The sequence below is a fragment of the Roseibium sp. ROS1 genome, assembly GCF_054658215.1.
The window spans coordinates 380883-393677 of the sequence record NZ_BAAGIG010000001.1 but is presented as its reverse complement, the minus strand read 5'-3'; the positions used below and the strand labels follow the sequence as shown (position 1 = coordinate 393677).

Here is a 12795-nt window from a genome sequence, read left to right as displayed (position 1 = left end):
CGCGTCCCCCTTAAGCTGCCTGCTCGGCGTGTGAAGGCGAAGCCCAGGTCAGCCAGATGGCCGACGTCCAGGAGAACGATCCGCCACCTGCTCCTGCGCCCGTTTCCGGGCTAAAATACTCCGCAAAGCCCCCGGTTTCGATCAGCCGCGCGGTGTCGGCGCGCAGTCGTTCGGCCCGGACGGCATCGCCTGCTTCGGCGAAACCTTTCGCGATCATGTAATTGATCATCGCCCACACCGGTCCGCGCCAATACCGCAAAGGCTCGTAACTGCGGTGATCGGGATCATAGGACGGCATCAGGTATTCGACCCGCTCCGCGATCCTGTCGAAATGTCCCTGAAGCGCACCAAGGGTCTGCGGATCATGGAGCCCGGCATAGAGCGCCAGGAAGGAAGCACTGGAGATGCCATCTGTCTGCTTGCCGCGACGCTCGTCAAAAGCGACATGTGCCTTGACCTCATCATTCCAAAGCGTCCGGCTGCCTTTTTCCATCGCCGCGATCCACCCTCGGATCTCGTCGGCTTCCGCACTCATACCGAGTTTTTCGGCCAGCGCGAGAAGATCCCGGTTGGCGCGCAGGAAGATGAAGGTAACGCCTGGGTCGGCAACGAAGAACGGGCAGGTTTCGGCGACTTTTTCCGGATCCCAGCCTACCTTTCGGCAAGCAGCGACAATGCTGAGATAACGGTCGTAGTCCTCCTTGTGCGGCCGCATGGCCGGATCGACATGAGAGGTGTCCTTCCGCTCATAAGGACCAATGTCCTTGACCTCGACCGCCCGCAGCGCCTCGTCCCAGTCCGGCAGGTTGTCTCGGCCGGATTCCCAGGGGTGAATGACGGCAATGACACCAAGGTTTTTCGGGTCGCGATAGGCAAGATACCAGCGATGCCAGGCCATCAGTTTCGGCAACAAGGCCTTCGCCCGCTCCAGTGCCTTGCCGGTCCGGTCAGCCTCCACCAGGCTATGGACGACGGACGCGGCCACCGGCGGCTGGGAATGACCGGAACTCGGGATCGGACCGCCGTCGGTTCCCCACACGCCCGGTCCGGGAAAATAGCTCGGATCGTCCTTGCGAAACAGGATGTGCGGCACCATTCCGTCGCGCCACTGACCCTGGAACAGCATCTCGATTTCCTGCCAGGCCCGGTCCTGGTCGAATTCCGCAAACCCCAGGGCGACAAAGACGGAATCCCAGTTCCACTGGTACGGATAAAGACCCTTCGTCGGGATCGTGTACCCGCCCTGGTCGTTTTCGGTCAGGATGGCCTTTGCCGCCTGGTCTAGATCTGCGTGTGCCACAGCGTACTCCCTCGGGCTCTTCAGAGCCCCTTCTCTTGATCGTTCAACCCTTGACGCTGCCGGCCGTCAGGCCCTGGACAAGGAAACGTTCGAACCACAGGAAAATGAAAAGGACGGGCACGGTCGCAATTACCGCGCCCGCCATGAGATGCTGACGTGGCACCTCGGAGGAATTGAGGGACACCACTCCGCGCGACAGCGTGAAGATGTCCGGATCATCCAGGAACATGAACGCGAACAGGAACTCGTTCCAGGCGATCATGAAGACGTAAAGCGAAACGGAGGCCAGCGCCGGAAGGGACAGCGGCAGGGTGATCTTGAGGATCACGCCGATGCGCGACAGCCCGTCCATCAGTCCGGCTTCCTCCAGCTCCGACGGCAGACCGCGAAAGTAGCCCTGCAGCATGTAGAGCGCGACCGGGATGGTGGTTGCCGGATAGACGATCAGAAGACCGGTGAGCGTGTTGCGCAGGCCAAGCTGCGAGAACACCGCATAGAGCGGGATCACCAGCACGATCGCCGGCACCATGTAGATGAGCAGCACGGAGCGGGCCAGGAATGCCTGCCCCGGAAACCGCAGCCGCGACACGGCATAGGCGCCCGGCACCGAGAACAGCAATGTCAGCACGACGGTTGCCACCGACACGAAGGCGGACACCATCAGGTAACGGCCGAAGTTGAACTGGGTGAAAAGCTCGACATAGGACCGGAAAAGCCCGCTGATGCCCTGACTGACGTCGATCGACAGGTCCAGCGGATTGGCCAGCAGTGCCTGCTGACTTTTGAGCGAGGTCATGATCATGACGTAGAACGGCAAGGCGACAATGATCGAGAAGACGACGAAGCCGACGCCCTTCGCGATGCGAATATAGACAACCTCACGCTCGTAGCGCGACATGGCACCAAGCCGGGCCCCACCGAGGCAGATCGCATTGGCAACGGTAACGCCGGCGACAAACATCACCAGACCAAGTCCCTGCCACAAGGAGTGCTGACCAAGCGACAGACCGAAGGGCGCCGCGAAGGAAGCCACCATCAGGACGACGAACAGGACGGCAGCACAAAGCCCCCTGTCCGCCATGGCTCCAGCGCCCCCGGTCGACTGCCTCCAGACCAGAACCAGAGCACTGACAAGCCCTGCAAGACCCGCCGCCGTTGCCTGCGGTTGCGCCACATCGCCGGTCACCAGTGTCAGCGTGACACCGATGACCACCATGGCAGTGACGCCCCAGATCAGGCCGGTCAGCGCCGCGAGAACGATACTGCCGGGTCTCATAGCCCTTCCTCCTTCGGCGAAAAGCGGATGAACAAAGTGGCGAAGGTGACAAGGACGACAAAGACGACCACGGCAACGGCCGCACCGGCGCCGAGATTGGACAGGGCAAATCCCTGCTCATAGACATCGACGGTCAGCGTACGCGTGCCCGCGTTGCCGCCGGTCAGAAGGAAGATGTCGTCGAACTTGTTGAAGGTCCAGATGAAGCGCAGCAGGAACAGGACCGAGAGGATCCCCATCAGTTGCGGCAGCGACAGGTACCAGAACTGTTGTAGCGGCGTTGCCCCGTCCATTTCGGCAGCTTCATACATGTCCGTGTTGATCGACTGCATGCGCGCCAGGATGAACAGGAAAGACAGCGGGAAGTAACGCCAGGCCTCGAAGGCAATCACCGTCGTCAGCGCCAGCGGAAACTCCATCGGAATGCCGAGAACGGAAAACTCGATCGCTCTCTGGCCAAAGAAATTGATCGGATCGGCGACAACGCCCATTTTGGTCAGCAGCGCGTTGAGCGTGCCGGAAAACGGGTCGAACAGAACGACCCAGGTAAAGGCAACCGCGATCACCGGCGAGACGTAGGGAAACAGGAACAGGCCCCGCAGGACACCGCGACCGGGGAAGGTCGTGTTCAGGAGCTGCGCCGCAAAGAGACCCAGCACCAACGCGCCACCCGTCCCGAAGATGGTGTAGTAGAACGTAATGCGCAGCACTGACCAGAACTCGTCCGCGCTGAAGATCCGGCTGAAGTTCTCGAACGTGAATTCGAAGTTGGTCAGCACATTGTTGGCTTCGCCCGAAATAACCGGCTCGCTCGCACGTTCGGGACGGTTTGCATCCAGAAACCCCTGCGACACGGTTCCAACCAGTTCGACGTCTCCGCGCCAGCCAGGCGCTACGGTTCCAAGATCGCACGTCAGCGCGGCGCCATTGAGCGAACAGTTTTCGGAATGCGAAGTCACCGTGAAGCCATCGGGCACCACATCGCTCAGCGTCACGTTGCGGACTTCCTCGTCCTGAGACGAATTGCGCAGCCGGTATTCCAGCCGGGCCTCGTCGCCTGGTGCTTTTGGCCGGCCACGAACCCGTTCGTTGACGAGCACGGTCGGCGGCCGCAGGTCGGCAAGCTGAACCGGCTTCACACTGATCCAGAAATTGGCAAGCAGCGGTCCGGCAACAATCATCAGGATGATGGCAAATGTCGGCGCCAGCATCAGATACGCCAGCCACATTTCACGCCGCTGCATCGGACCGATGCCTTTCGGCGGCCCTGAGGAAGCGTCAGCTTCGGTTTTGGTGTTCATGTTTCCGCCCGGGGTCTAGATCCCGTTCTGCCGTTGGCGACCGACAAGTCCCAACCGGCAACTGTCTGGAGCCCATCTCGGCTGCCGGCAATTCAGCGGCAGGAGATTGGGAAGGACCGGGCATCCGACAGACGCCCGGTCCGGGCTGTTATGTGCGGGCTTTCCCACCCCCTCGTGGGGTCTTGAGGGGTGGAAAGGCGTTACTGGATCTTGGCCAGTTCCTCGTTGAGCTTGGCAACGGTTGCCGCAGCATCGCGTTCGTCGTCGATGTATTCACGCACCAGACGGTTCATCACCTGGCTGTTGATCATCTTGGAGGCAAGCGAGAGCTGGCCTTCCTTGACGCCCCAGCGGCTGGCGGTGTCGAGACCGGAGACGATGGTCTTGATGGTGTCGGCATCGTAGAGATCGGTCAGCGGCGCCTTGCGGTCGACACCCACCGGGAGCTTTGCCCAGCCATCGACGAATTCGGTCGCGTTGTCGGCTGAACCACGACGGATCGGGAACTTGCCTTCCGGCGCGATCGACAGGGTCGACAGGTAGCCGTCATCCATGGAGAACTCGACGAACTGCATCGCCGCTTCCGTGTCCGCGTCATTGGTGATGCCGAAGTAGCGGATGTCGGCCCAGGCTGCCCCATCTGGATTGGACGGGCCGCTCAAGGTGGTGACAACACCGGTCTTGGAAGCAAGTTCCGTGGAAGTCGGATCGTCGGTGATGGTCGGCGGAGCGCTGTCACGCAGGCCGGCAAGCTCATCCAGGATGAACGGCGACCAGATGATCATGGCTGCTTTGCCAGCAAAATAAAGCTCGCGCGACTGCTTCCAGAAGAGGTCTCCGGGAGGCGATGCCTTGGCGATGGCCTTGTAGAACTCCAGCGCTTCGACGGTCTTCTTCTCGTCCAGCGGCTTGAAACCGTCGTCACCGACAGGGCTGACACCATTGGCCAGAAGCACGTGCTCCAGCACCTGGCTCATGAAGTTCTCGTCAACCTTGGTCGCGGCGACGAAGCCGAACATTTCAGGCGGGTTATGCAGTTTTTCGACGGCCGCCAGAATGTCTTCGTAGCTGTCCGGAGCGGCAAGGCCGTTTTCCTCAAAGAGGTCCTTGCGGTAGATCACCATCTGGGTCCAGCCGTCCACAGGCACGGAGGCGACACCGTCTTCAACGGCAGCCATGGCAACCGCGCCCGGCGCGAATGTGCCGGCACCCAGTTTTTCAAACACTTCGGTCGCAGCTTCCGTATCCAGGATGCCTGCTTCGGCCCAGGGCAGCGCGTATTGCAGCGTGTGATAGATGACATCCGGCAGATCGCCGGCGGCAAAGGCTGCCGTGGCACGCGTGCCGAGATCGGATTCCGTCACCGGAATGACGTCCACCTCGATGCCTGTCTTTTCCTTGAACGCGGCGGCCATTTCTTCCTGCTTGGCCAGGCGTTCCGGTTGTTCTTCAGTCGTCCAGAACCGCAACGTCTCGGCCTGTGCGGCCGTCAGACCGAGCGTCAGAACGCCCGCGATGGTCGAGGCCAGGAATGTTGTCCTCCCAAACATATTACTCTCCCTTCCTGCCGGAATGTGGCTGTTGGTTCAGCCGGTCGCGGAGCGCGCTTGCAAGCGCCTCCGATGAATTTGCCGGAGCGCCATCCGAGGCGCGCCGGATCAGGTTTGCCTTGGCAAGGGCCTGCAGATCCGTGGGGTTCTTGCCGTCCAGAACATCGATAAGCATGCGGGCAACCCTGCCGCCTGCTTCCTGGGCGCTTTGCGAAAAGGTCGTCAGCGGCGGGTCCAGATATTCGCCCACCGGCAGGCCGTCATAGCCGACGACGGTAACGTCGGAGCCGACCTTCAGACCGAACTTGCGGCAGTACTGCACCGCTCCGATGGCAAGGGCGTCGGTCACGCACAAAAGTGCGGTTGGCGGCGCCTCCAGCGACAACAGCGCCTCGGCCCCTGCAAAGCCGCCTTTTTCGCTGAGCGGCTGAAGATTTTCCAATGCCGGATCATGCGCAAGGCCCAGGGCCTCCAGACCCTGCCTGTACCCGTTGCGGCGCTGAAGCGCGAAGTTGAGTTCCATCGGACCGCCGATGAACCCGATCCGCTCATGTCCGAGGCTGTAGAGGTGGCGAACGCCATCGGCAAAGGCCGCCTCGTTATCGATATCGAACCAGGCATAGCCTGCCGGATCGCGCGTGCGGCCATGGGCGACGAATGGAAAATTCTGTTCCCGCAAATAGGCGATGCGCGGATCGTCCACTTCCGTTCGGGTGACGATGAAACCGTCCACCTTGCGCCTGGCGATCAGCCGCTTCACGGTCTCGATCATGTGTTCGCGTGAATGGGCAGTGGTCACCAGAAGGTCCAGCCCCAGTTCGTCGAGAGCTCTTGCGATGCCGTCGATGAATTCGGACAGGAACGGATCCGCTCCACTGCCGTGACCCACGGGGATGACGATGCCGAGCGTGTCCTGACGTCCGCGCTTCAGATTGCGCGCGGTGGCCGACGGCTGATAGCCCAGATCCTGAACAGCCTTGAGGATACGTTTGCGGGTGGCTTCGGAAATATCGGTGTAATTGTTGAGGACCCGCGACACGGTTCCTTTCGCAACGCCCACATGGCGCGCCACGTCATCAATGGTGACGGAATCGCGAAGTCGCGACATCGATCCTCCCTGCGAGCCCGAAGGGCTCAATTCCCGGCCTGCAGCCTCAAAAGGCAACAGATTGTTTTATTGAGGAAAATTTTTACAAAACCGATTTTGTAAGTCAACAAAATCGGTTTTGGAGATCAAATTTTTATTTTTTGCAGAGCGGGAAGCGACTGACGTTGCAACGAAACATGCCGCTGCAACGTTTCGGAAAACAAAAATGGGAGGAGCATTTCCGCTCCCCCCGTTGCATCCGTCAGTTCTCATCGATGTTCGTGGAGACAGACCTTGCGAAGACCGTCTGCGGCGATTGTCAGAACGGTACGCCGGAGACGAGAATCAGATTTGCGTAAGGCGTGCATTCACCGGTGCGAATGACCGCACGTGCCTTCGAGCAACGCTCCTTGAAGTCCTCGTGGGACATGCGGACATGTTCGATCGGCTTGCCGGTGTCAGCCGCCCAATGGGCCAGTCGGACCTCGATCTGCGTGACGAGATCTTCCGATGCCTCGTCTGCAAAGACCGCCTGCTCGACGATCATTTCATCGGCAAGCGCTTCCAGAACATCGAAGAAGGCCGGAATACCGGGGCTGACTGCCAGGTCGATCACACCAACATTGGCAGGAACCGGAAGGCCTGCATCGGCAAGGACGATCTCGTCCATATGGCCGAGCGAGGCTACCAGTTTACTGAGATGCCGGTTTAGAAGCTTCGTACGTTTCATGGCCTTGTCCTGAATGTTCGGTGGTGCTTACGTCAGCGAGACCAGAGTTTCGCAAAGCGGCACAGGGGCATAATAGGGTGCGGACGCCTCGCTGACGAGATCGAGCCGAAGCACGGAAAGCCCAAGCGCCTGCAGCCCTTCCGTTTCCTTCTCCGGAACCGCTTGGTCGACGATCACGAAGTTGAGCAGACGGTCGACCGGGCAATCGATGCCCGCATCCCGCCGCAAGTAGGCAAGCAGGGTCTGCACCTTGTCGGCAACACTCATCGTGCCGGTTTCCGGATCCTGCCCCGTTCCGGGCACATAGACCTTCGGAACGGTGCGCGCGGCAATGGCTTTTCCAACGCCTTTGGGCAAAAGATTTGCGATCAGGCTGGTATAGAAACTTCCCGGCGCATAACAGATGAGGTCAGCAGACTGGATGAGGCTCCGGTTGCAGTCCGGAAACGCTGCTTCCGCAGGGTCCTTGCCGGTCAGCCCCCGATTGAGGAACAGGTTCCTGATCGGAGAAACCAGTGGCGGATGCTCCTTGCCGGTCAGAAGATGCTGGCCGACAACAACCTCGCCATCCTCAAGGTCTGCCCCCAGATGCAGGTTGTCGTCGGCAACGGCCCGGACGGTGCCCTGAACACCCACCAGCTTGGCCACCAGAAAGATGATCGGCTCAAGCTGCTGGTTCTGGTTGAGGTAACCACCGGCCAGGATCAGGTTGCCGATGCTGGCGCCGCGCAGGTCGAAATCTATCGGGCGTGCTGCGTGAAACATGCCCAGCTGATTCTGGATGAGCGTGCGCATCGGCTGCTCTATCGCCTCCACCAGCGGATGCGTTCCGGCGATCATGCTTTCCAGCTCGGCGGCCAGATCCACTTGCGAGGCTGTTTTCGAAAACCGATGTGTGAACAGGCGAAAAACGTCCGGATGGCCGAGCACCGTTTCGTCGGCGAGTGCCATCAACCGGCTTCTGAGATCACCGATGGCCGGCATGTTGAAGGCAATCCTGAGCCCTTGCGAGCTGCCGCCGGAATCGAACGGTGTCACCAGGTGGATGGAATTATGCGTATAGCGCTTCAGGCACTGGGCGACACCGTTGAGTGCCGATCCACCGCTGAAGAACAGCGTCCTCGGGCCAAGCTTGGGATTGGACAGAAACCGTTCGATCCGAAACGGATCCGGCAGGCGCGCCACACGGGTGATGGTGATTTCAGTCAAGTCCGGTCCCTTGGGAATTCCGGCGCAATTTGCCGGGTAAAGGATTTGCGGGCGTTCGTCCCGGCCAATGCGCTATCCGATCCATATGGCACGGAAATCATTGACATTCGTCAGTGTCGGCCCGGTGACAACCTGATCTCCGATCGTGTCGAAAAAGCGGTGAGCGTCATTGGTAAGAAGTGCCTCTTCCACATCGGCACCCGCCTTGTCCGCCCTCGCCAGCGTATCCGGGCCAATGACAGCACCCGCTACCTCTGCTGCCCCGTCGACACCGTCCGAGTCGCAAGCGAGCGCGTGGATACCTGGAGCCCCGCGCAAGGCAAAGGCAAGAGCCAGGGCGTATTCGGCGTTCGGTCCGCCAACGCCCTCGCCGCGTCGGGTCACCGTCAGCTCACCGCCGGACAGGAGCAGCAAAGGCCGGTTGCCGTCAGGGCGCTCACTCTGGCGGCTGAGGGCAAGCTCTGCATGGGCACGCGCAACTTCCCGCGCTTCGCCTTCCAGGGCGTCACCCAGGATCTCGACATCACAGCCTTCTGCTTCGGCTAGGGTCCGGGCAGCTTCCAGCGACTGGGAGGGAGCTGCGAAGATGACATTCGACACACGGCCGAGCTTTTCGTCATCGGGCTTCAACACACCGCTTCCGGCAGCGAGAACCTGTTGCACCGAAGCCGGCACTTCGATCTTCCACTGCTCCAGGATCGCCTTGGCATCGGCCGTCGTGCTGGTATCACCAACCGTCGGACCGGACCCGATTTCAGCAGGATTGTCACCGGGAACATCGGAGATGAGCAGAGCCAGCATCTTTGCAGGATAGGCAGCGGCTGCCAATTGCCCGCCCTTCACCCGGCTCAGATGTTTCCGCACGACATTCATCTGGCCGATTGGCGCACCGGAGGCCAGAAGCGCCTGGTTGACCGCCTGCTTTTCGGCCAGCGAGATTTCTCCGGCAGGCGCAATCAGCAAGGCCGAGGCACCACCGGACATGAGCGCCAGCACGTAGTCGTTCTCACCCAGGCCGGAAACAAGCTCGATCATGCGTTTGGTCGCGACAAAACCCATTTCGTCCGGAACCGGATGCGCGGCCTCCACGATCTCGATCCCTTCGCACGGCCTCGCGTAGCCATAGCGTGTGATCACCAGGCCTTCGCACGGCCCCCAGACCTTTTCGACCGCTTCCGCCATTCGGGCGGAGGCCTTGCCTGCGCCGATCACCACGACGCGGCCCGCTGGTTTCTCCGGCAGAAACGCACCAAGGCTCTGCATCGGGTCCGCCACTTCGACGGCCCGCAGGAACAGCCGTTTCAAAAAATCCTGAACGCTTTCGGCCATGGCACCACTTCTTCCTAAATTCATGTTCTCCTGTTTGAGCGCAGAACTGCAGGAATTATCAAGGCCGAAACGATGACCTTCAACCTGCGAACGCCCAAAACCCAGCGAAACCGTGTGCCCTGCAGCATAGAATTGTTTTGCGTTTCACCGTCACCATCCACACATGAGGGCCAATTCCACGGAGGACCTCATGACTGCGCAGACAATGCCCGCCTTCGATACGGCGATCCGCAACCCGGAAAACCCCGACCACCTGATGGTGATAAAGGACGTACCCCGGCGTATTCGCATCTATCAGGGCGCGGCCCTGCTGGCGGACAGCATCAATGCGGTTCGCGTTCTTGAAATCGGCAAGTCTTTTTATGACCCCGTGATCTACGTGCCGGAAGCCGATCTCAAGACCCGGTTCGGGTATGTCGACAAGTCTACCCATTGCCCCATCAAGGGCGACGCCAGCTACATTTCCCATGATGGCGAGGAGATCGGCTGGGTCTACAGATCGCCGGTGCCGATGGCGGAGAAACTTGCCGGGCACTACGCCTTCTGGCCATCCAAGGTCCGGATCATCGAGGGCGAGTAGAAGGCCCTCGAATGCGCAACCGGTCAGCCTAACGCCGCGCGGCAGCCGAAAACCTGACACAACGGCTCAGTCCTTGCCGACATCCTCGACATAGACCAGCGCCCGGCCCTGACAGATGCGGGTGCCGTCCTCGGCTTCACAGACCGTTTCCAGATCGACCAGGTGTTTTTCCGGCCGCAGGCGCGTGATGGTCACCGAGGCCGTCAGCGTCTCCCCGACCGGAGCGGGCGCCAGAAACTCCAGGCTCTGCTTCAGGTAGTTGGTTCCTCTCCCCGGCAGCTCGACGCCCAGCAGATAGGAAAAGAGCCCGCCGATCAGTGGTCCCGGAACAGACACCGGTACTTCCGCACCGTTTCCGGAAAGCTGCGCGAAACCACGCATGTCGTCTTCTGTGTAGCTGCGTTTGACTTCCGCGCGCGCTCCGACTTCCAGGCTCATGTCCGCCCCCCCAGTTTGCAGGAACCGGACAAGGTCACGGCCCCATCCGCCGCACGGGCAACCTCGATCAGGATCAGGTCTGCATCGTCCTCGCTCGGCGTGAACGAAAACGCCAGTTCCTCATCCGCATAGGCCGGATTGGGAAACATCAAAGTCTGCACGGCATGGCTTCGCCCCGGATGGAGGGCCTCCAGATGCGCAAAGACCCGCGTATAAAGCAGCATTCCGTGGGAGACGGTCCGGCCGAACCGTGTGCGAGCCGAAAATTCGGGATCGACGTGGATCGGGTTGTCATCACCGGACAGATCGGCAAAGGCATCGAAATCCTCCTGACGGGGGATCCAGCTAAACGTTGCGCTGTGCTGCGCGTCAGCGGTCAGGCTCATCGGTTATGCTTTCTCCAGGGAATTGTCGGCAAGGAAGTCGTCTTTCAGAATGTTCTTGCGTACCTTGCCCGCCGCGGTGCGCGGCAGGTCGTCAACGACGGTAAAGCTTTTCGGCACCTTGTAGGGCGCAAGCTGCTCGCGGCACCAGTCGGCCAACGTCGTCGTATCGAGGTCTTCGCCGGGACGCACAATCAGGAAGGCCGCACCGACCTCGCCCCACTTAGCATCAGGCACACCAATCACCACGGCCTCCAGAACGGCCGGATGACCAACCAGAACCTTCTCGACTTCAGCCGGATAGACGTTCTCGCCTCCCGAGATGTACATGTCCTTGATCCGGTCGACGATGAAGTAGTAGCCGTCCTCGTCGCGGCGCCCGATGTCACCGGATTTCAGCCAGCCGTCGACCGTGAATGTGGCAACCGTCGCTTCCTTGTTGTCCATGTAGCCCGGCGTGATGTTCGGCCCGCGAAACTGGACTTCCCCCTCCCCCGGCCCTTCGACGATACCGCCATCGCCGTCGACCAGGCGAACATCCGTCAGGATCTGCGGTTTTCCGACTGAACCGATCTTGGCGGGCGCATGGCCCTTGTCCATCAGGAACACGGTTGGCCCGGTCTCGGTCATGCCCATGCCGTTGCAGATGGTGACGCCCCGCTCCTGAAACTCCGACAAAAGGTGTTTCGGCACCGGCGCACCGCCACACCCCAGGGACCGGACCCTTGAAAAATTCGTCTTGCCGATCCTGGGTGACAGGGCCAGCGCCTGATAGATCGCCGGAACACCGAAGAAGCAGGTGACGTTTCCGGCGGAAACGAGATCAAGCACGGTCTCCGGGTCGAACTTGCGCAAGACAGTCGACATGCCGCCGTTCAGGAAGATCGGCAGCGTCGGCAGGTTGATCCCCGCCGTATGGAAGAGCGGCAGGAAATTGACGCCCTTTTCGCCGATCGAAAGACCCGTTGCCTGGCAGTAGTTGATCATGTTGGCATAGGCCATGCCCGCCGTCTGGATGACCGCCTTGGGCAGGCCAGTCGTTCCGGAGGTGTAAAGCAGATACCAGGGGGCTGAAGCCTTGACCTTGCCGCAGCCGATCGCTGCAGGACTTGCCCCCGTCAGAAGACGATCAAGAGCGCTGCCACCCCGGCCCTCGGCGCCCAGCGGCAGAAGCGACAGGCCGTTTGCGGCGGCAAGTTCTTCGGCAATCTCGACAAACGCAAGATCATGAAACAGCAGCTTCGCACCGGAGGTCGCCAATATGGGCTGCAGCTCGGCAACCGGCTGTCGCCAGTTGAGAGGCACAAGCAGGATGCCGGTTTTCTGAGCCGCAAACAGCAGCACGAAGAAATCCGGGTGGTTATGGCAGAGCACCGCCATGCGGTCGCCCTTGGCAAGACCGCGACCGAGCAGAAGGTTACCCAACCGGGTGGCGCGTTCGTTGATCTCGCAGAAACTGAAAGATCTGCCGCTTTCATGATCGACAAAGGCTGTCGCCCCGGGCGTGAGCTCAGCCCGTTTTGCGGCCATGTCGGTTAAATATTCCATGCGTCCTCCCAACACCTGGCGGGGCCTGGAGCCAGCGCCCTGCAAGTCGAGATGATCCGGCTTG

The 12795-nt window shown here is 60.7% G+C and carries 12 protein-coding genes; 1 reads left to right on the top strand and 11 read right to left on the bottom strand.

Annotated elements, in window-relative coordinates; translation table 11 throughout:
- Positions 1–10 precede the first annotated feature (10 nt).
- The 8 genes from ACYQ6M_RS01710 to ACYQ6M_RS01675 form a co-directional block, all read right to left on the bottom strand.
- Complete coding sequence (locus ACYQ6M_RS01710) at positions 11–1300, bottom strand: MGH1-like glycoside hydrolase domain-containing protein (protein WP_055656315.1); 1290 nt, start codon at positions 1298–1300, stop codon at positions 11–13.
- Positions 1301–1343: 43 nt separating this feature from the next.
- Positions 1344–2576, bottom strand: coding sequence for a carbohydrate ABC transporter permease (locus ACYQ6M_RS01705; RefSeq protein WP_460071761.1), 1233 nt, complete (start codon positions 2574–2576; stop codon positions 1344–1346).
- The gene (locus tag ACYQ6M_RS01700) at positions 2573–3877 is read right to left on the bottom strand and encodes a carbohydrate ABC transporter permease (RefSeq protein WP_023003052.1); all 1305 of its coding nucleotides are present in this window, start codon (positions 3875–3877) and stop codon (positions 2573–2575) included. The genes ACYQ6M_RS01705 and ACYQ6M_RS01700 overlap by 4 nt, the downstream gene beginning before the upstream one ends.
- Before the next feature lie 200 nt (positions 3878–4077).
- Entirely contained in the window at positions 4078–5427 is a 1350-nt protein-coding gene (locus tag ACYQ6M_RS01695; RefSeq protein ID WP_055656322.1) for an ABC transporter substrate-binding protein, read from the bottom strand.
- A 1-nt stretch (position 5428) separates the two neighbouring features.
- Positions 5429–6535 (bottom strand): LacI family DNA-binding transcriptional regulator, encoded by a 1107-nt coding sequence (locus ACYQ6M_RS01690; RefSeq protein WP_023003050.1) that lies wholly within the window; start codon positions 6533–6535, stop codon positions 5429–5431.
- A 298-nt stretch (positions 6536–6833) separates the two neighbouring features.
- Complete coding sequence (rbsD, locus tag ACYQ6M_RS01685; RefSeq protein WP_062487232.1) at positions 6834–7244, bottom strand: D-ribose pyranase; 411 nt, start codon at positions 7242–7244, stop codon at positions 6834–6836.
- Positions 7245–7271: 27 nt separating this feature from the next.
- Complete coding sequence (locus ACYQ6M_RS01680) at positions 7272–8453, bottom strand: GAK system CofD-like protein (RefSeq protein WP_460071758.1); 1182 nt, start codon at positions 8451–8453, stop codon at positions 7272–7274.
- 72 nt (positions 8454–8525) lie between these two features.
- Positions 8526–9806 (bottom strand): glycerate kinase type-2 family protein, encoded by a 1281-nt coding sequence (locus ACYQ6M_RS01675; RefSeq protein WP_460071756.1) that lies wholly within the window; start codon positions 9804–9806, stop codon positions 8526–8528.
- Between the two features lie 166 nt (positions 9807–9972).
- Between ACYQ6M_RS01675 and ACYQ6M_RS01670 the strand changes: the two genes are divergently transcribed.
- The gene (locus ACYQ6M_RS01670; RefSeq protein ID WP_208984244.1) at positions 9973–10362 is read left to right on the top strand and encodes a DUF427 domain-containing protein; all 390 of its coding nucleotides are present in this window, start codon (positions 9973–9975) and stop codon (positions 10360–10362) included.
- A gap of 66 nt (positions 10363–10428) precedes the next feature.
- Here the strand turns inward: ACYQ6M_RS01670 and ACYQ6M_RS01665 are convergent, their stop codons facing one another.
- The 3 genes from ACYQ6M_RS01665 to ACYQ6M_RS01655 are packed head-to-tail and all read right to left on the bottom strand — an operon-like array spanning position 10429 to position 12731.
- Positions 10429–10800: a hotdog family protein gene (locus ACYQ6M_RS01665; protein ID WP_460071754.1), complete on the bottom strand. Its 372-nt coding sequence runs from the start codon at positions 10798–10800 to the stop codon at positions 10429–10431.
- Entirely contained in the window at positions 10797–11186 is a 390-nt protein-coding gene (locus ACYQ6M_RS01660; RefSeq protein ID WP_460071752.1) for a MaoC/PaaZ C-terminal domain-containing protein, read from the bottom strand. Before ACYQ6M_RS01660 ends, ACYQ6M_RS01665 begins: the two co-directional genes overlap by 4 nt.
- A 3-nt stretch (positions 11187–11189) precedes the next feature.
- Positions 11190–12731: an AMP-binding protein gene (locus ACYQ6M_RS01655; protein ID WP_460071750.1), complete on the bottom strand. Its 1542-nt coding sequence runs from the start codon at positions 12729–12731 to the stop codon at positions 11190–11192.
- Positions 12732–12795: the final 64 nt, after the last annotated feature.

Coding starts and splice junctions, on each gene's coding strand:
- ACYQ6M_RS01700 (WP_023003052.1), bottom strand. CDS start 3,877: ATGAACACCAAAACCGAAGCTGACGCTTCCTCAGGGCCGCCGAAAGGC.
- ACYQ6M_RS01665 (WP_460071754.1), bottom strand. CDS start 10,800: ATGAGCCTGGAAGTCGGAGCGCGCGCGGAAGTCAAACGCAGCTACACA.
- ACYQ6M_RS01655 (WP_460071750.1), bottom strand. CDS start 12,731: ATGGAATATTTAACCGACATGGCCGCAAAACGGGCTGAGCTCACGCCC.
- ACYQ6M_RS01690 (WP_023003050.1), bottom strand. CDS start 6,535: ATGTCGCGACTTCGCGATTCCGTCACCATTGATGACGTGGCGCGCCAT.
- ACYQ6M_RS01675 (WP_460071756.1), bottom strand. CDS start 9,806: ATGAATTTAGGAAGAAGTGGTGCCATGGCCGAAAGCGTTCAGGATTTT.
- ACYQ6M_RS01670 (WP_208984244.1), top strand. CDS start 9,973: ATGACTGCGCAGACAATGCCCGCCTTCGATACGGCGATCCGCAACCCG.
- ACYQ6M_RS01705 (WP_460071761.1), bottom strand. CDS start 2,576: ATGAGACCCGGCAGTATCGTTCTCGCGGCGCTGACCGGCCTGATCTGG.
- ACYQ6M_RS01660 (WP_460071752.1), bottom strand. CDS start 11,186: ATGAGCCTGACCGCTGACGCGCAGCACAGCGCAACGTTTAGCTGGATC.
- rbsD (WP_062487232.1), bottom strand. CDS start 7,244: ATGAAACGTACGAAGCTTCTAAACCGGCATCTCAGTAAACTGGTAGCC.
- ACYQ6M_RS01695 (WP_055656322.1), bottom strand. CDS start 5,427: ATGTTTGGGAGGACAACATTCCTGGCCTCGACCATCGCGGGCGTTCTG.